At 58.0% G+C, this 17,885-nt stretch carries 11 protein-coding genes and 1 pseudogene; 6 read left to right on the forward strand and 6 right to left on the reverse strand.

Annotated features, from left to right (window positions below; translation table 11 throughout):
• The first annotated feature begins 15 nt into the window (after window positions 1–15).
• On the forward strand, window positions 16–591 hold the full coding sequence (locus ACVTFQ_RS24490; RefSeq protein WP_470424055.1) for a response regulator transcription factor: 576 nt from the start codon (window positions 16–18) through the stop codon (window positions 589–591).
• Here the strand turns inward: ACVTFQ_RS24490 and ACVTFQ_RS24495 are convergent.
• Window positions 588–4,706 carry a GAF domain-containing sensor histidine kinase gene (locus ACVTFQ_RS24495; protein WP_470424056.1) on the reverse strand — a complete coding sequence of 1,373 codons (4,119 nt, stop codon included), beginning with the start codon at window positions 4,704–4,706 and terminating at the stop codon, window positions 588–590. The two genes, ACVTFQ_RS24490 and ACVTFQ_RS24495, sit on opposite strands and share 4 nt — an antisense overlap.
• Before the next feature lie 393 nt (window positions 4,707–5,099).
• On the opposite strand from ACVTFQ_RS24495, the pseudogene ACVTFQ_RS24500 reads away from it, so the two are divergent.
• Window positions 5,100–6,058 (forward strand): annotated as a pseudogene (locus tag ACVTFQ_RS24500) (magnesium and cobalt transport protein CorA).
• 186 nt (window positions 6,059–6,244) lie between these two features.
• Window positions 6,245–7,699: a catalase gene (locus ACVTFQ_RS24505; RefSeq protein WP_470424057.1), complete on the forward strand. Its 1,455-nt coding sequence runs from the start codon at window positions 6,245–6,247 to the stop codon at window positions 7,697–7,699.
• Between the two features lie 184 nt (window positions 7,700–7,883).
• Here the strand turns inward: ACVTFQ_RS24505 and ACVTFQ_RS24510 are convergent, their stop codons facing one another.
• Both ACVTFQ_RS24510 and ACVTFQ_RS24515 read right to left on the reverse strand, forming a co-directional pair.
• The gene (locus tag ACVTFQ_RS24510) at window positions 7,884–8,783 is read right to left on the reverse strand and encodes a LysR family transcriptional regulator (RefSeq protein ID WP_470424058.1); all 900 of its coding nucleotides are present in this window, start codon (window positions 8,781–8,783) and stop codon (window positions 7,884–7,886) included.
• A 421-nt stretch (window positions 8,784–9,204) separates the two neighbouring features.
• Window positions 9,205–9,951, reverse strand: a complete 747-nt coding sequence (locus tag ACVTFQ_RS24515) for a cysteine hydrolase family protein (protein ID WP_470424059.1) — start codon at window positions 9,949–9,951, stop codon at window positions 9,205–9,207.
• Window positions 9,952–10,328: 377 nt separating this feature from the next.
• On the opposite strand from ACVTFQ_RS24515, the gene ACVTFQ_RS24520 reads away from it, so the two are divergent.
• Window positions 10,329–12,134, forward strand: a complete 1,806-nt coding sequence (locus tag ACVTFQ_RS24520) for an IS200/IS605 family accessory protein TnpB-related protein (RefSeq protein ID WP_470424060.1) — start codon at window positions 10,329–10,331, stop codon at window positions 12,132–12,134.
• A gap of 164 nt (window positions 12,135–12,298) precedes the next feature.
• Here ACVTFQ_RS24520 and ACVTFQ_RS24525 read toward each other — a convergent pair whose 3' ends face one another.
• Both ACVTFQ_RS24525 and ACVTFQ_RS24530 read right to left on the reverse strand, forming a co-directional pair.
• On the reverse strand, window positions 12,299–13,525 hold the full coding sequence (locus ACVTFQ_RS24525; protein ID WP_470424174.1) for a class I SAM-dependent methyltransferase: 1,227 nt from the start codon (window positions 13,523–13,525) through the stop codon (window positions 12,299–12,301).
• Window positions 13,526–13,789: 264 nt separating this feature from the next.
• On the reverse strand, window positions 13,790–14,158 hold the full coding sequence (locus tag ACVTFQ_RS24530) for a response regulator transcription factor (protein ID WP_470424061.1): 369 nt from the start codon (window positions 14,156–14,158) through the stop codon (window positions 13,790–13,792).
• Between the two features lie 368 nt (window positions 14,159–14,526).
• Between ACVTFQ_RS24530 and ACVTFQ_RS24535 the strand changes: the two genes are divergently transcribed.
• Both ACVTFQ_RS24535 and ACVTFQ_RS24540 read left to right on the forward strand, forming a co-directional pair.
• Window positions 14,527–15,390 carry an aldo/keto reductase gene (locus ACVTFQ_RS24535; protein ID WP_470424062.1) on the forward strand — a complete coding sequence of 288 codons (864 nt, stop codon included), beginning with the start codon at window positions 14,527–14,529 and terminating at the stop codon, window positions 15,388–15,390.
• Window positions 15,391–15,705: 315 nt separating this feature from the next.
• Window positions 15,706–16,626 (forward strand): alpha/beta fold hydrolase, encoded by a 921-nt coding sequence (locus ACVTFQ_RS24540; protein WP_470424063.1) that lies wholly within the window; start codon window positions 15,706–15,708, stop codon window positions 16,624–16,626.
• Between the two features lie 125 nt (window positions 16,627–16,751).
• Here ACVTFQ_RS24540 and ACVTFQ_RS24545 read toward each other — a convergent pair whose 3' ends face one another.
• Window positions 16,752–17,870 carry an IS110 family RNA-guided transposase gene (locus ACVTFQ_RS24545; RefSeq protein ID WP_112989820.1) on the reverse strand — a complete coding sequence of 373 codons (1,119 nt, stop codon included), beginning with the start codon at window positions 17,868–17,870 and terminating at the stop codon, window positions 16,752–16,754.
• Window positions 17,871–17,885 lie beyond the last annotated feature (15 nt).

Consider the following 17,885-nt stretch of genomic DNA (forward strand, 5'->3'; position numbering starts at 1 on the left):
AATGCGAGGCAGACCATGAGATACTTTGAGAACGACCGCTCTACCCGAAATGCAGCCGTCGGCACCATCCTCATCGCAGATCCGTTTATAGAGCGCACGGCATCTCTGGCCACGGGCCTGCGCGAACTTGGCTATGATGTAGTCAGATGCACCACTCTCGGCGACGCGACGTCAATGTGTCTCGATACCCGCCCCGATTTTGTATTGTCGGAACTGCGGTTTCCCGATGGTTCCGGAATGACACTCGTTCGCTGGATTGCGAGCCATCTGCCATCAACGAAAATCGTGGTGCATACTTGGTTTGCAGATATCCCAACCGCAGTTGCCGCAACAAAAGCTGGGGCAAGCGATTTCGTGCCCAAGCCTACCGACCAAGATTTCCTGATTAGCATCCTGCTCTTCGGAACCGACAGCATTCCGCACGACTGCCGGATTGAGGCACCAGATCGAATCCGGCGAGAGCATGTGGAGGAGGTCATGAGGATCAGTGGTTCGAACGTCTCAGACGCCGCCCGCAAGCTGCACCTGGATCGCCGCTCGCTTCAGCGAATGCTCAAACGCTTCGAGGCCGGCACTTCGCCACACATTTAGGCTGCCTTGATCGGCAGTGTAAACTCGAAGCGGCAGCCTGGCACTCCTGCCCTCGCCAGACGCATTTGACCACCATGGCTTTCGACGATTGTGCGGCAAATCGAAAGTCCCATACCCATGCCGTTCACCTTGGAAGTCTCAAACGGCCGGAAGATATTCTCGGCACGATCCAAAGACACGCCCGGCCCGTTGTCGTTCAAGCCGACAGTCATAAACTCCCCGTCCGAACCCACGTCGATGGTAAGAGTTCGGTCCCTCTCTGTCATTTCCCTCATCGCCTCGATGGCATTGAGAATGAGGTTCACGAAGACCTGTTGCAACTGGACGCGGTCCACTGGCACTGCAGGAATATCGGCGGGAATCTCCAATTTTAGCGCAACCTTGCTCTTCTGAAGCTCCCCGCGTGTTAGCGTAATGACGTCGCCAACTAGCTCGGCCATGGCGATCGGCTCGACCGAAGCCATCTCCTTCCGAAACATCTTGCGAATTCTTGTGACGATCTCGCTGGCACGTCTGCCGTCGTCTATGACGTTTTTGAGGCTCTCTCGAGCCTTGATCACGTCCGGTGTTGCTTTCGAAAGCCAACGCAGGGCGGCGCCGCCGCTTGCGACGATCCCTGTCAGCGGCTGGTTGACCTCGTGCGCTATCGAGGCTGCAAGCTCACCCATCGTCGTCGCGCGGGCGACATGTTCGAGTTCCGCTTGGACTTCTCTCAAGTGTGCAGCGCTCCTGAGCAGCTCGGATTCGACCCTCTTGCGCTCGGTGATGTCCATCGTCGTTCCGACATAACCTGTCACGTCACCTGACACCCCGGTCACGGCGCGCCCGGTGGAGAGCAGCTGGATGATGTTTCCGTCCGGCAGCGTCGCCTGGTACTCAAACTGGAAATCTCTTTTCTCGGCAACCGCTTCCTTCATCGAGCTCTTCACGATCGCGGCCTCTTCGGGCCGCATTCTCGCGAGCATGTCGTCGATCGTTCCTCCAACCTCGGAGACGTGGTAGCCGAAAATATTGCCGTGCTCCTCGGACCATTCGAGCTTGTCGGTCAAAACGTTCCACGCCCAGCTACCCGTGCGGGAAATACGCTGTCCTTCCGCCAGCATGGCCTCGCTCTTCTTGAGCGCATCCTCGGACAGCTTGCGTTCTAGGACGAAGCTCGCCAGCTGAGTGAAGCGGTCAATGGCCTGCCGCTCGCGATCGCCCACTGAACGCGGAGTGTTCGAGTAGACGGCGATCGTGCCGAATACCGAACCGCGGCCAGACATAATCGGAGTGGACCAGCAAGCTTTGAAGCCAAAACGGTCGACCAGATCTCGCGCGCAATCCCAACGTGGGTCGGTGTTGACATTGTCGACCCACACTGGCTCTTGCCGGAAGGCAGCTGTTCCGCAAGAGCCGAATTCAGGGCCGACGGGAATTCCACAGACTGCCTCACTGAAACCTTCCGGCAGCTTATGCCCGCCGCCGGGCTGTAGCGTGCGTCCCTCTTCGTCTTGGAGCATTATCGTTACGAAAGAAGCGTCTGTGAGCACAAAAAGCGTCTGGCAGAGGGAATCCAGAATTGTCGAAAGCGGCTGCTCGGTCGTCATCATCTCGAAAGACCGCTTCTCCCCCGCCAAAAGGATTTCAGCTCTCTTCAGGTCGTCGATGTCACTCTCGGCGCCATAGCACCTCACAATCCGCCCTGTGGCGTCGCAGTGAGGTTTCGCTCTTACGATGAACCACCGGTATTCGCCATCATGCCGTCGCTTGCGGGCTTCAAGCCCGCTTACCTCGCGCTTGGTAACGATCCGATGCCATGTGGCTGCCGATTCAGCACGGTCGTCCGGATGAAAGACATACTTCCAGCCGCCGTTGCAAGCTTGCTCGGGAGTGAGCCCGGTATATTCGTACCATTCCTTGTTGAACCATTCATTGGCGCCGTTCGCGTCGGCACTCCAAGTCATCGAGGGCATGGTATCGTTCGCCATCCTGAACTCGTGCTCGCGCTCGGCCAGGTCGGCTTTCTCCATCTCCAGTTCGGCGAACAGCTTTGCATTATCGAGCGCGATCGCGGCATGCGGCGCGATGGCCATTAGGGTGGCAATAGAATTTTCTTCCTTCCGGACGCTCGAAAGATGGAGAATGCCGATTAGTCGCGATTTCTTCACGAGCGGGAAAAAGTGTCCACCATGTTGGCGAAGACCATTCCCCTGGCCAGCAGTCCCAGAGGGTGCGCCATCCGCTGCGTTCACGGGCTCGAGCGTCCGGGTTACCTCAAGAATAGCGGCTCTGTTGAATTCTTGCCCACTATCCTGCTTGCGCTCGACAACGAGAGTTACTTGGTCGTCGTGGCAGGATGCGGTAGCGGTGGTCGAGACGTCGTGGTTATCCACATCGATCAACGTCGCCCGTTCCGCTCCAGATAAATCCATCGCCGTTTCGAGAATGACCTCGAGTAGAGGACCATATCCGATTGTTGAGGACATGCGCTGCGAAATCTCGAGAACGGTTTCTAACTGACCGCGCTCACCGGCTATTGGAGGCCGATTCTGGACTTTGCTGGCCAATAGATCTGGATAAGCACCTTCAAGCTGCGCAACTTTGCCTTTGGCGTCCCATCGGAGGTAGCAATCTCTTGCCCTAAGTAGGTGGGATTTTGCCGACTGCTCCATGCCGGATGCGTGATAGAACCGCGCGGCCACTTCGCATGCTAGTGCCTCGTCCGCCAGCAATCCGAACCGCGCCGCAGCATCGATTGCCTGCTCGTAGAAACGCTCAGCTCTCTTCGCATCTCCATCGATGCGAGCGATCTCAGCCAGACCAAGTAAATGCTTGCTCTTGAAGGTGTCGGGGCACGTATCAGCCCAGCGGGCGAGCCAATCGACATGTCCCACAATGACGGCCCGGTCCGCTTCAGAACCGTGATCGTACACCGCTGCGAGCGCTAGCGCTGAGAAGAAATGGAAACCGACGAGTTGCAGGTGTCCTGTGCATGACCAGACAAGATCTGAAATGCGGCTTACCGCATCCACTGCCCCAGCGAAGTCGCCGTAGCTATATGAGGCTTGAGCCTTCAGTATCCAGTAGAAGCAGATGTAGGTCGGGGTCTGTTCTGGCACGAACCGAGCTTCGAAGCTGCCAACATCGAACCCACTGTTATCGAACACATCTGAGGTCCCTCTCCCGAACATCATCGTGGAGACGAAAGCCCTCTGTGAGTGGAGCGCCATCAGCGGCGCGGCGAAGCTCGCTTTTTCGACGAAGCGCACGGAGTTGTCGAGTTCCGCCGATACCTTACGAAGGCCGACGCCTTGAGCTAGCATGTAGGCGATAATGCGCACGTGGGCGTAGCAGGAATACGGGATATCGTGGCTCGTAGCCGCTGCCGCGATGCACGACTTGGTCAGTTCCATGACCGTTCGCAAGGGACGGGCCCATACCGCTACAAGTTCGATGTAGCTGATCGCCTTGACTTCGTGTTCACGGAAGCCGTGAAGGTTCACGAGGCTTCGCGCAGCCTCACAAAACTTCAGGCCATCCTGGTAGCGACCGAAGTGGTTGCTGAGAAAAAAGCCGAACAGACCGAAAGCCAGTACGGCCGCTTTCGTGATGCCATGGTCAAAAGTCAGGTTGACCATGTGGCTGAGCGTGACGCCCAGCAGTCTTTCGTCAGTCAGTTGCGCGGAATTCGTCATGGCAGAGAGGACGCTGATTACCGCCTCCACCTCGGGGTTCTCCATCTTGGGGAGATAGACGAGCTCTTCTACCGATCTTCCATATAGTCGCTCCCACACGCTGATGGTGGCGGCCTCCAGTTCAAGCTGATCTGGCCGCAATGGGATTACCAGACCGAATTCGCTCAGGCAGGACAGAGCAACGGAAACGCTTTCCGGGACCTCCGATCTACGAAGATGCCAGTCTATTTGCAGGCAGCAGACCGCGGCCCTTTCAACCCTGGTGTTCGCCAGCGTCAATGCAGCTAGAATATCTCGCTGCGATGCCGGGAGATCCGCGGAAGCCAGGCTGGACACGGCTTGCGCCAATGCCTCGGCGAACTTTTGTCGACCCTCGGCGCCGACGATCGACGTCTCACGATCTTCGGGTTGGCTGGGAAATTCGATCTGAGATGACATCCGTTCGCCCTGGGGCCGCGCCTCTCGGGCGCAGCTGACTCTAGTTGTGGCACTAATAGCAGCGATTACGAGCTGTACCTATCTCCATTGCGAAGAAAATGCCCGCGCGGCACTGCCCATCTGGATGACCCATTATTTCCCAATAGCCATCTGGACCCGAGAGGTGCAAGTCGAAGAAACTCAACGCATACCGAGCCCTTTCCAAGTCTATGGGATGAAAGGGACGCACAGTCTTGTACGAAACGGGTACGCATCGATGTTGTCGGCTGATCCGTACGACGAATCGGACGATGCGATCGTCAAATACGGATGACGGCAATCCCCTTAACGATGTCCCGAGCTGCCGAGCGCACATTCGACCGGCAGAGATCGCTTCCGTTCCATAGGCTATCTATGACCATCCTGGCATCCTACACCTACCGTAATGGCAAGCGAGCAGACGAGGTCCTGCTCAATTCCACAAGCTTTAAGTCGGTAAACGGCGAGTTCGTCTGGATTGCGCTCTCTTCACCGACGCCGGATGAGCTTGAAGCCTTAAAGACGATGTTTGCTCTTCATCCCCTTGCAGTAGAGGATGCTTTAGCTGGCAAGCAGGTACCCAAAATCGACGTCTACGGTGACCAGCTATTCGTCGTGGTCAAGACCGCCTACCTCGAGGGCGACAGGATTGCCTACGGCGAGGTGTGCATCTTCGTCGGCAAAGGGCATGTCATCTCGGTCCGACACGGTCCCGAAAAATCCCATCGGTCACTGCGTGAACAACTCGAGCAGTCTCCTCAGCTTCTTTCGCACGGTCCAGACTATGTGCTGCACGGCATCATCGATTTCGCGGTCGATGGCTACCTTCCAATCATGGAGACGATCGAGGACCGGGTGTTGGAACTCGAAAAGCATATCCTTTCCTCGTTGCTCGATCCCGACCAGATCAGGCGTATCTTCCGTATGAGACGCCAGGTGATCAAGTTCCAGCGAGTGCTTGGTCCAATGGGTGAGCTCGCCGGGAAGCTCACCCACCTGGACCTACCGTGCGTCAACATCAACGCCCGTCCGTTCTTTAGTGACGTTCACGACCATATCAGACGCGTCGAAGGCCTTGTCGGAGGGCTGCGAGAGATAATGACCTCGGTGTTTGAAGCCTCAAGCCTTCTTGAGCAGCAACGCCAGGGCGCGATTACCCGGCAACTGGCTTCCTGGGCTGCAATTCTAGCAGTACCGACGGCAATCGCCGGGATCTACGGGATGAATTTCAAGAACATGCCGGAGCTGAAGACGGGTACTATGTCGTGCTGAGCGTCGTCGCTGTATTATGCACGCTCCTTTACCTTCGGTTTCGCAGGAGCGGTTGGCTGTAGAGCGAACTACCGGTCACACGTTGCGCGCCCCCGGCCAGGTTGCCCGCCACGGCCAGTTCACCCTCCCCCGCAGGTGTCGAGATTTACAAGAAGCGAGTGCTCGATGCGCTTAAATCCGCAGAAATCCCGGATGATCATCATGCGACCCGTCGACTGATCATCCACATTTACCCAATGGAGAGCGCTATGACTGAGAAAAGCCTTACGACCGCCGCAGGCGCGCCCGTGGTCGATAATTTCAATATCGAAACAGCGGGCCGCCGCGGCCCGGCCCTGCTGCAGGACGTATGGCTGATCGAGAAGCTCGCCCATTTCGATCGAGAGGTCATTCCTGAACGGCGCATGCATGCCAAAGGCGCCGGTGCGCACGGAACCTTCACCGTCACCCATGATATTCGGCAGTACACTAAAGCCGCGGTTTTCTCCGAAATTGGCAAGCAGACACCAATGTTCGTCCGGTTTTCGACGGTTGCCGGCGAGCGTGGTGCGGCCGACGCCGAACGCGACATCCGCGGCTTCGCAATGAAATTCTACACCGAACAGGGCAACTGGGATCTCGTTGGCAACAACACGCCCGTCTTCTTCTTCCGTGATCCGCTCCGTTTTCCCGACCTCAACCACGCCGTGAAGCGCGATCCACGTACCGGGATGCGCAGCGCCGAAAACAACTGGGACTTCTGGACGCTGCTTCCGGAGGCGCTGCATCAAGTCACGATCGTCATGTCTGAGCGCGGTATTCCGCGAAGCTTCCGGCACATGCACGGGTTCGGATCGCATACCTACAGCTTCATCAACGCAGAGAATGAACGAACTTGGGTGAAGTTCACCTTCAAGACGCAGCAGTCGATACGGAATCTCTCGGACTCGGAAGCCACCGCACTGATTGGGGCCGACCGAGAAAGCCACCAGCGTGACCTATTCGAGAGCATCGAGCGCGGAGAATTCCCACGTTGGAAGATGTACATTCAGGTGATGAGCGAGAAGCAGGCGGCCTCGCATTGGCACAACCCCTTCGACTTGACCAAGGTCTGGCCACATGCGGATTATCCGTTGCACGAGGTGGGCTATTTCGAACTCAACCGCAACCCTGAGAACTTCTTTGCCGAGGTCGAGCAAGCGTCTTTCACTCCCGCCAACATAGTGCCGGGGATCAGTTTTTCGCCGGACAAGATGCTGCAGGCGCGTCTGTTCTCCTACGGTGACGCCGCCCGTTACCGCCTCGGTGTGAACCATCATCAGATCCCGGTAAACGCTCCGAAATGCCCAGTCCATTCGTATCACCGTGACGGCGCGATGCGAATTGACGGCAACCATGGCGCGACGACTTCGTACGTGCCCAACTCGGCTGACCAGTGGGCCGAGCAGCCAGACTTCCGCGAGCCTCCACTGGCCTTGGAAGGCACGGCTGCCCACTGGGACCACCGGGTCGACGAGGATCACTACGAGCAGCCTGGCAACCTCTTCCGAGCGATGTCTGCCCAACAGAGGACCGCGCTTTTTGAGAACACTGCTCGGGCTATGGCGGGCACTTCCGTCAAAGTCCAGGAGCGTCACATCCTCAACTGTACAAAGGCCGACCCAGCATATGGAGCGGGAATCGCCCGTGCGCTTGGCTTCGCCCTCAACAGCGCTGCCGAGTAGGTTTCATCTCGACAATTCGAACGCCCGAGTGTTCTGCTGGCGCTACGAATTATCGAGAGAAACCAGGAGAACGACGCTGTACAACGCACCGGTTCAGCGTCGTCGACACCTTTGTCCCCCGCCCTCGAGGGCGGGGATGACGGCTTGCCCGTCGCCGGGCCCCCGTACTCAGTAGGACTCGTCGCTAGCAGTCCAGTTTCCGGTCCTTGGACGTCAGATACCTTACAAGATCACGGGCGTGGACGGGCAGTGCGGAGAAACTGCGCGCACAGACGAGGAGGTGGCGCAGCGCCCAACCGTCTGACAGCGCGACGGTCCTGAATGCCATTTCGGCTTGATATCGCAACGCATAGACCTCGGGCACGATCGACAACCCGATACCGCTGCTGGTCATCGCGCAGATATCTTCAAAACTATCGAGTCGAACGCGCAGCTTGAATGGTTTTCCCTCCCTTGCGGCGTGCGATGCGAGATGCCCTTGAAGCCCGCTCTCAGCAGGAAGGCCGACAAAAGGCTCGTCCAGGACTTCGCTAAACTTGGCGTTCTCTCGTTCTGCGAACCGGTGGTCTCCCGGTACGACGAGCATGAGACGATCAGTCTCGAAAGGCCGGGTTTCCAGCGTCCCGGTATCGGCCGTATCTGCCGCAATGCCGATGTCAGCGTGGGCGCCCGCCACCGCTGCAATGACATCGACGCTCTGTCGTTCCTCCAAGTCTATGTCGATGGTGGGGTGGTCGGCCAGGAATCCACGTAGAATTTCGGGAAGGTGAGCCATAGCGGCACGACCGGAAAACAGCGTTACTCGCCCTCGAAGTCCGCGGGCGTAAAGTTGCAGATCTCCCCGCATCTGCTCCATCTGTCCAAGAACGATCCTGGCATGATGGACGAGCGCCTCCCCAGCGGCGGTTGCTCGAACACCTCGCGGGCCCCGATCGAGAAGCAGCACGCCGCTGGCCTCTTCCGTACCCCCTATCCTGGCGCTCGCAGAAGGCAACGCCATTCCCGCTTTTTCGGCTCCCTGCGTGATGCTCTCCCCATCAACGACCTGGAGGAATAGGCGCAGATCAGCCAAATCGAAGCGCATCGCTTTTCCTCTGAGGACCCTTCGGATTTACCTAAGGGTCACCTTGTATCTCCCGCATTGTAGAAAGTCGCCCACTCGAGGAACCTATCATCGAAATTTTCCAGGGAGGGAAGATAGATGGACGCTTCTGAGGCACTCTTGCGTGCAATTGCATGGAGACTGGCACTGCTTTTGATAGCGGTCTTCGTGGCGAGAATTGTTCCAGATGGCAGGCCTGCTGAGGTGCATGCCCCTGCTTTACAGGACAGCTCGCTCAACTAGCGCCGCGACTTTTGAGAACTTCAGTGTTTGGGGAGCGGCTGTCTGCGAATGATGGCATATGAAGATCTGCCGATGTCGGCATGCGCATTCAGAAAAGCGGCGGAAAGTATCCGCCGCCGTAGAAGTCCGATTCCCATTCACGCAATTTGGCACAAGGCTTTCAGCTGGCCAGCGGCACAGCGCGTGAAGCGGCCGCCTGGGCAAGCCGATCGGCCGCCTCTTCCGTCGTCCACAAAGCGTTGGCGAACCAACGGAAGTTTACCAGAGCCGCGAGATAGGCGTCGCCCTCTGGAAGTTTGCTTCCCGCAGTGGCGTCGCGGACAACAGCAACCTCGAATCCTTTCTCGACGAAGTCTCGCAGATGGGACTCGACGCAGAAGTTCGCCGCCATGCCCGCGAGGATGACTTTGTCGATCCGCTTCTTCCGCAGCTGAAACACGACATCGTTGGTCTGTGGACCCGCAATCTTATGCGGCGATGCCACAATGGTTTTGCCATCTTCGATGTATTGTTTGTACTCGGGCATCCAATCGGCACCGGAGTTGTCGAAACCTTCGAGCGAAAGCGGGTCGCGGCGGTCGAACATCCGTAGTTTGTGCATGAGCGTCTCGCCTGTGGCAGCGAAATCCCAGCGGTGATCGAACGGATAGTAATAGTGGGGCGAAATGACCACCTCAATGCCGGCCTTCTTCGACGCTTCAAAAAGCTTGCCGATGTTCTCGACCGTATTGTGTTCGGTGATGCTTTCACCGAACGCGCCCCAGCCAGCGCCCTTAGGACTAAGGAAGTCGATCTGCGGATCGGTGATGACTAAGGCCGTCCGCGCGGTGTCGATCTCGACGTCGGTCTTTGGCAGCGCCGGGTTCTGGGGGTCGCGGTAAGCGAGTGGAATGATTTTGTCGGTCATGGAGTTATCCTCTTGAGCGGTTTCTTGCGATCCTGCAGCCAGTTGGCTGATCTCTGGAATTGGTACCCTTCGATTTCGGCCAGCCGTCCAATTCCAGGGATGCGGGCGTCGACCTCAATGAATACGGAGACCAAATTGGAGCTGCCAAGCGCTCAGCGATTGTAACATTCGGTCATTCGCCGCCTGGATCGCCAGTGAAGTCGCGGTGCCGAGGGACGGTTTGAAGGGGTATTCGTCACAAATGGTTGAAGCGGCGCGGAAGGTGCCCTGAAAAGATTCCTACCGAAGACACTTGCGGCCCATCGATTTTGCCCGGACCATTCCTATAGGGTTGGTTTGCGGGGCGCGTTCGGTTGATCAGGACATTCGAAACGAGATTGGATTTGCGCGAAGGCGATAGCCCCGCTCAAGCTGTCGTTCTCGACGAATATGCGGCGCTGATGAGCCGCGCCGAGCGTCTGCTGCTGGCGAAGCTTAGAGCCGGCCGTGGATGGACGGGAGATCTCAAAGTCTCGTTCTATCAGCACCTCGGTCTCTCGGCGATACATCTCGATATGGCGTACCGACAGCTTCAGGCAAAGCTTAAGTCGGTGGCAGAGCTGGCCACCGCGCGCGCCAAGGATCTGGCTTCGAAGGTCGCGAGCAAGCGGACCGACATTAAACGCAGGGAGAGGGCACTCGTAAAGGTGATTGCGCAGCGCTCGAAGCTTCCAGAAGAGCTTCGAGTCCTTGGAGATAGGGTCTCCCATTTCAAGAGAAACCTCGCTGCCGCGAAGGATTCGTTGCGACGAAGGTACTTGTCCGCCCTGAAGCACAGTCTCTCAGAGCTTCACGCGAAGACGGCGGCGTCAGCATCGATCGGTCGACGCATTCATGCACAGCGCGCGGCGCTGCACCAGCACAAGCGACGCCTAGCTATCCTTGAGCATCGCAAAGTCGTGGCTCTGCGGCAGGCGGCGCAGCCGGCGCTGTGCTTCGGTTCGCGCAAGCTTTTTCGGGCGCAGTTTGCTTTGAAAGAGAACGGCTACAGCGAGGCCGGCGACTGGCGCAAGGATTGGGCGTCGAAGCGGTCAGCACAGATGACACTCGATGGGAATTCGTCGAAGGAGAGCGGCAATCAGTTCGCTCGCCTTCGTCGACGCCCCGACGGTCGCTTTAATCTTGAACTGCGGCTGCCGAAGCAACTTGCGCAACGGGCGACGCGCTCCTTCGTTTTCGCTGGTTCTCTCGTATCTTGCGTCGATTTTGCCAACTTGTCGTTCAATCACGGCAATTCGGTCATCCAGCGCGCCATCGACGCCGGTCGGCCCGTCACGTTGAAATTCCTGCGCGACGAAAAGTCTTGGAAGGTCTACGTCTCCGTCGACGATGGCTCCGAGACCAAGGCCGCGGATTTCTCCGGCGGTGCTCTTGGCATCGACCTCAACGCCGGCCACGTGTCCGTCTCCGTTGTGGACGCTTCGGGAAACCCGGTCGAATCCTTCAACATCCCATGCGTGACCTACGGCAAGACAAGCGACCAGGCGCGGGATACAGTTCGCAAGGCGGCTGCCGAGGTTTTAGCTGTCGCCAAGCGCTTTGGCGTTCCGGTGGCGAGCGAGAAGCTCGATTTCTCGAAGAAGAAGAGTTCGTTGAAGGATTCGAACGATGCGCGCTACGCCCGCATGCTATCGTCTTTCGCCTATTCAGCCTTCGACGCCGCGCTGGCATCCGCCTGCCTGCGCCGAGGCGTCGGTCATCGGCGGGTCAATCCCGCCTACACCTCCATCATTGGTCGCGTGAAGTTCGCTCGCCGCTACGGCTTGAGCGTCCACGAGGCCGCATCCGTTACCATCGCCCGCCGGGCGATGGGCTGCTCCGAGAGACTACCCCGTTCCAACGATGGCACCGTCACGGTGCCGACGAACGGCTCTGTCCATGTCACCCTCGACCTACCCGTGAGGAATGGTTCTAGGCATGTATGGACGGAGTGGAACGGACTGAACAAGGAGTACCACGAGAAGGCGCTTGCAGCGCAAGGATCGTCGGGGCGAAAGCCTCGACCCGGAAGGCGACCCAAGACGTCGACCGGGCGGAGCAGAGCACCGCTCCATGGTCTCTCGGCAGAGGCGGGACGTTCCCGCCGAATGCCGCTTCAGTCACGCGATCCAGGGGTTGGTCGCGTGCCAGGAATTGTTTCCTGAACTACAAATCGTCGCCGTGGTTGAGATCCAGTTTCAACCATTCGTGACGAATACCCGTTTGAAGCGGGCCACGTTCCAACGCAGACCACCTAGCGGATTATCAGCGCTCTGGCTGACCGGGTTCAAAGAACGCCTACCAAGGTGACCGCGACGCCCTGCCCGTCTCAAGACATCTCGCGCTGGCGGTCCCAGTTAACCGGGGTCAGCCCCGTCATGGCGCTGCTTTTTGCGGCCGAGTTTCGCTCGGCGTCGAGCATGTAATCGCGTGCCAGAGGAACGGTTGAGATGTTCTTTGTAAGCTGAAGCTGCCAGTTCATGTGCCCCATACGGCGAAATGCCAGCTCGGAACCAATGAGGTAGAACTCGAACATTCGGCAGAAGCGTTCGTCGTAGAGTTTTGCCAACTTGCTTCTGTTGTTGGCGAACCGATCGTGCCACCGCTCCAGCGTCTTGGCATAATGGAGACGAAGAACCTCGATATCCGCGGCCCAGAGCCCGGACTTCTCGACGACTGACATGACTTCAGAAATCGCTGGGGAATAGCCGCCTGGGAAAATGTACTTGGCAATCCAGGGGTTTGTGCTGCCCGGACCATCTGCGCGACCGATGGCATGGACGAGTGCAACGCCGTCTTCCGACAGGATCGACCTGATCTTGTCGAAGTATGTTCTGAAATGGTTGACACCTACGTGCTCGAACATGCCGACCGATACCACGCGGTCGACTTGCCTTGTCCAGTTTCTGTAGTCCATCAACTCGAACGTGACCATATGATCGAGTTGCGCTTCCTTTGCACGTATCCGGGCTTCCTTGAGCTGCTCTTCGGAAAGAGTGAGCCCAGTGACCCGTGCGCCGAATTCCTTGGCGAGATAAAGCGCCATGCCTCCCCAGCCGCATCCGATATCGAGCACCTCTAGTCCGGGCCGGTCGAGCATGAGCTTGGACGCGATATGGCGCTTCTTCTTGAGTTGGGCTTCTTCGAGCGTTTCGTCGCCTTCAGGGAAATACGCGCATGAATACTGGCGGTCTTCGTCGAGCATCAGCGAATAGAGGCGTCCGTCGAGATCGTAGTGGTGAGCAACGTTTTTCTTGGAACGCCCGGCAAAGTTCAACTGGTCAAGGTTGCGACGAAACCAGCGAACCTTCTCCATGAACTTATCCAATGGATGGCTACCGCCTCCCATGGAGTTCAAAGCCAGGAAATCGAGCGTCTGAAACAACCCGCGCGGACCAGGCTCGACTTCCCCATCCATGTAGAGTTCTCCGAGTGCAAGCGCCGGGTTCAGAAGCAGACGACGTTTGGCGCGGTTCGTGCGCAGAACGATTGAAGCGCGAGGTTCACTTCCCGTGCCAAAGGTCCGTGAGCTCCCGTCAGGGAACCTGACTGTCAGGGAACCTGACTGTCAGGGTGCCGATCTTGATCAGTCTCGTGAGGGCGGCTTCCAGCAGCATCCGTAACCCTTTCTGGCCCATTGGCCAAAATCGTTGAATTGCTGGATTCAATAGGCGCTAGTTGGCCGGGATTATTGCAAAATCCGGTTCGTAAAGGGGTATCGACGAATCCCCGTACACCGCCGGCGACGGCGCGACCGCCGCCGATCGCGAACGCTTGCCAGTATATGGAAAGGACTGGGTATCTCGGCGCTCGATCTAGCTTATCCCTGGTCGCGACCAGGGATCTCTGCCACACACCGCACGAGTTCGTCGGCGTCGATCGGCTTGTTGAGGAAATGGACTGCGCCATTCTCAAGAGCTCTCGCCCTCGTGACCTCGTCGTCGTGCGAGGTCACGAAAATAATAGGAAGAGTACACTTCTCTCGTTTGAGCTGAGCCTGAAGCTCCAGGCCGCTCAATCCCGGAAGCCGCTGATCAAGAATAAGACACTCGACTTCGCTCTGGCAGCTCGAGGTGATGAATTCTTCGGCGGACGCGAACGCCCTGACTTCGTAGCCATAAGAAGACATCAAGTCCGCATATGCGAGCCGTATTCCGTCGTCGTCCTCAACTATGGCGATCGTCAGCAAATCATTTGGCTCCGATGGCCTTTCTGAGAAAGCCGCAACGGCTTTCCGGCATTGTTATAGCGTAGCGCAGTCCGAGGGCAGTCGCTCAACCAAAACCACATACGACGACGGCAGTCTAAACTGAAACACGATGCTACGGCCTTATAAGTAGACGTACGACGACGATAGCTCAAACTCAACCCTTACGGGTTTCGTTCATGTGACACGAACGTACGCGCGACACTATCAGAACGGAAAACCGAGTCCACCTAGCTCTAGGGATAGGCGAGCGAGGAAGGTCTCATGTGCGCGATGATACAATAACGACCAGTTTCTGCGTCGTAGTCTGCTTTCATCGAGCCAGAAGGCGCTGGAAATGGAGTGTGGAAATGAATGACGTCAACACGGTCGGGAGCTTGTCCGGAAGCTTCAAAATCGGCGAGTTTGTTGTAAACAGGCTAGGGTTTGGTTCCATGCGCCTCACGGGCCGTGGGGTCTGGGGCCCTCCGGCGGATCGTCAGCAGGCATTGGCCACCCTGCGGAGAGCGCCTGAACTGGGCGTCAACTTCATCGACACGGCAGATTCATACGGTCCGGACGTCGCCGAAGAATTGATTGGCGAAGCGTTGGCGGGCCGTCGTGATGTTCTTGTCGCGACCAAAGCGGGCCTTCGACGTCCGGGCCCCGATCAGTGGATGCCGCATGGTCGGCCGGAATACCTTATCGAGCGCGCAAAGAGCAGCCTAAAGAAGCTTCGGGTTGAGCAGATTGGGCTGTGGCAGTTGCACCGTATAGATCCGCGCGTCCCAACGGAGGATCAATTCGGCGCCATCCAGCAACTCCTTAGCGAGGGCGTGATAGCAAACGCAGGCCTGAGCGAAGTTTCAGTCTCCGAGATCGACACAGCCTCGCGCTTTTTCAAAGTGGCAACAGTCCAGAACCGCTATAATCTCGTCGACCGCGGAAGCTTGGACGTTCTCAATTATTGTGAAGCCAAGGGTATCGGCTTCATCCCCTGGTTCCCCCTTGCGGCGGGTGATCTGGTTCGCCCAGGCGGCGTTCTCGATACGCTCGCGAGGCAACATTCCGCGACGCCGGGCCAGATCGCACTTGCGTGGATGCTCAAGCGAAGCCCGGTCATGCTGCCGATCCCAGGGACCTCGAAGGTAGCTCACCTTGAACAGAACGTGGAGGCGGCCCGGATTCAGCTGTCTGATGACGAATTCCAGGAACTGGACCAAAGCGTCCGCTGAAAGGAGCCGCGTCGTGCAAGCTGCTGGCTTGGAACGACGTGGCCATCTCACGCAAACTCCCAACAGGTGTATCATGGCAATCGACACGTCCGGGTATCAGCCCAAGCCGCAGGCGTGCCTTCTGTTCTCCGGAAGGCTGCAGGGCCAGCCCTCCGCATCAAAGTAGCGTCGGCAGACCAGGCCCCCGCCAACCACTTCATCAACTCTGTACCAAGATCTTTGCCCGGTGCGCTTTGTTCCGCCGGGTGCTGGCTCCCTGTTGCTGGAAACCTTTTTCTCCCTACGCAGCCGATCTGCAAACGATAAGGATTTGAAATGATCGCCACACTCGAAACCGCAGCAACCGAATTCGTGGACGCCAAAGGTACAAGGCTCGCCTACCGCCGGATCGGCCATCGGCACGAAAGAAAACTGGTACTTCTGCAGCATTTTACCGGGACTATCGACGACTGGGATCCAGCCGTTGTCAACGCCCTCGCCGAGGTCAGCGAAGTGTTCGTCTTGGACAATGCCGGCGTCGGGGCTTCAGGCGGCACGACGCCTGACAACGTTGACGACATGGCGGACTATGCGGAAGGTTTCATCACGGCTCTCGGCTTAGGGGAAGTTGATCTTCTAGGTTTCTCCCTCGGAGGCTTCCTCGCGCAGGTAATGGCGGCTCGGCGCAACGTCGCCATTCGTAGGATGGTGATAGCAGGCAGCGCACCAATGGGAGGTGAGGAGCACCTACTCAAGGTCGTCGCGGAAGCCTTCGCGGAAAACGCGTCCGACGTCCGCCTGCCGCTGTTTTTCACACCGTCTGATAGAAGCCAAGCTGCGGGCAAAGCTTTTATCGAGAGGGCGCTGGTACGCACGCATGACCGAGATCCCGCGCGTGGCGAGCAGGTTAGCGACCCGCAGGCGAAGGCGATCATCGACTGGTGTGCGCGACCAAACCCTGGCCATCAATCTCTGAAAGCCCTCAAGACTCCGACGCTCATTGTCCATGGTAGCGACGACACGATGTTCCCGTCGGACAACGCCTACGCGATGTTCAAGAACATTCCGGATGCGACTCTCTTATGTTCATTTGCAAGCTCGTTAGGCGCGTTTTTTCTTTCGCCTTTGACGAGGAGGTCATGCGTAAAGCTGATGCACAAAGCAGGAGACAGGGCATTTAGACGACGGCTGGCATACTCTTATACGCGGGTTGGGTACCGCATTTCCGTGTGTTCGTCTGGGGCTGCCTCTGTCTAATCTCGGGCATGGATGTATCCGCCACATAGAGTCCGCGAGGGTTCCCCACCGGAGCCCTGCCTCCAACTTTGCACATCAGACAGATGATTGAGTTTCTCGATAATTTTCCGCCGACGGTCGGCGCTTTAAACCTTTGTTGCAGGAGCGACCTCCTGCCCAATCGCCCACAGGAACGCGGCCATTTCTCGCGCAATGGCGGTGACCGCGACGACCTTCGGCTTGCCTGCCGCGATTAGTTTTCGATAGCGCGCGCAAAGCCGTATTTGGCCTTTCCAGGCAATCTCGCGAACTGTCCTTGGCAGTCCCTCCAGCCGTGCCTGGATCGTCGGGCTTACCCGTGCAGGGAAGCGATATGTCCAAGCCCCTTCAATGAGAACTCTTCGAGCCCTTGTGTTACCCGCCTTGGTAATCCCACCACGCTTGACCCGTTCGCCCGTCGAGCTCTCCGACGGCACGAGGCCAAGATATGCCATCAACTGACGGGGATTATCAAAGCGCCTGACGTCGCCGATTTCGACGACAAAGGTGACCGCCGTCATGAACGCGACGCCGCGCATCGCTTGATAGGCGGCCACAACCGGCGCCATCGACCAGGAAGCTGCGGTCTCCGCCACCAACTTCGTTAGCCTGTCCAGACGCACGCCGGCATCCTCGATGGCCTGGCAATATTCTGCCAACAGGATTTGGTGGGCGGGGTGATCAAATCCCTGGCACGCCAGCCACCGTACATGGGCGCGCGTCCATGGCTTGCGTCCGGTATAGATGCGGCCGTGACGCAACAAGAAAGATTGAAGTTGCTGACGCGCCTGTTTCAGCGCGTCGTTGGCAGCTTCGCGGGCTCGTACCAGGTCGCGGATCGCCTCATGACCTTCGTCCGGAACCCAGACCGAGGTCAGTTCGCCCGCCCGGTGCAGCCGCGCCAGGCTTACGGCATCCCGGCGGTTTGTCTTCACCCGGTCGCCCGCACGCCTGGGCACGAGCGATGGTGCCACCACCACGCAGTCGTGTCCCAGTTCGATAATCTGACGGTAAAGGCCGTAACCGGTCGGACCTGCTTCGTAGCAAAAGTGAAGCTTCCCTCCACGCTTTGAAAGTCTGTTGACCATCGACGTCACAGACGCCGGTTCCGAGGAGATGTCGCCAAAAAACCGCACCTCGCCGTTGCGCGCTCCATCGGCAACCGCAACTGAAATCTTCGACTTGGATGTATCCAGGCCAATGAAGAATACGCTATCTTCTTTCATGGTTCGCCCTCGCTA

It is taken from the genome of Rhizobium sp. O111, from assembly GCF_055616315.1.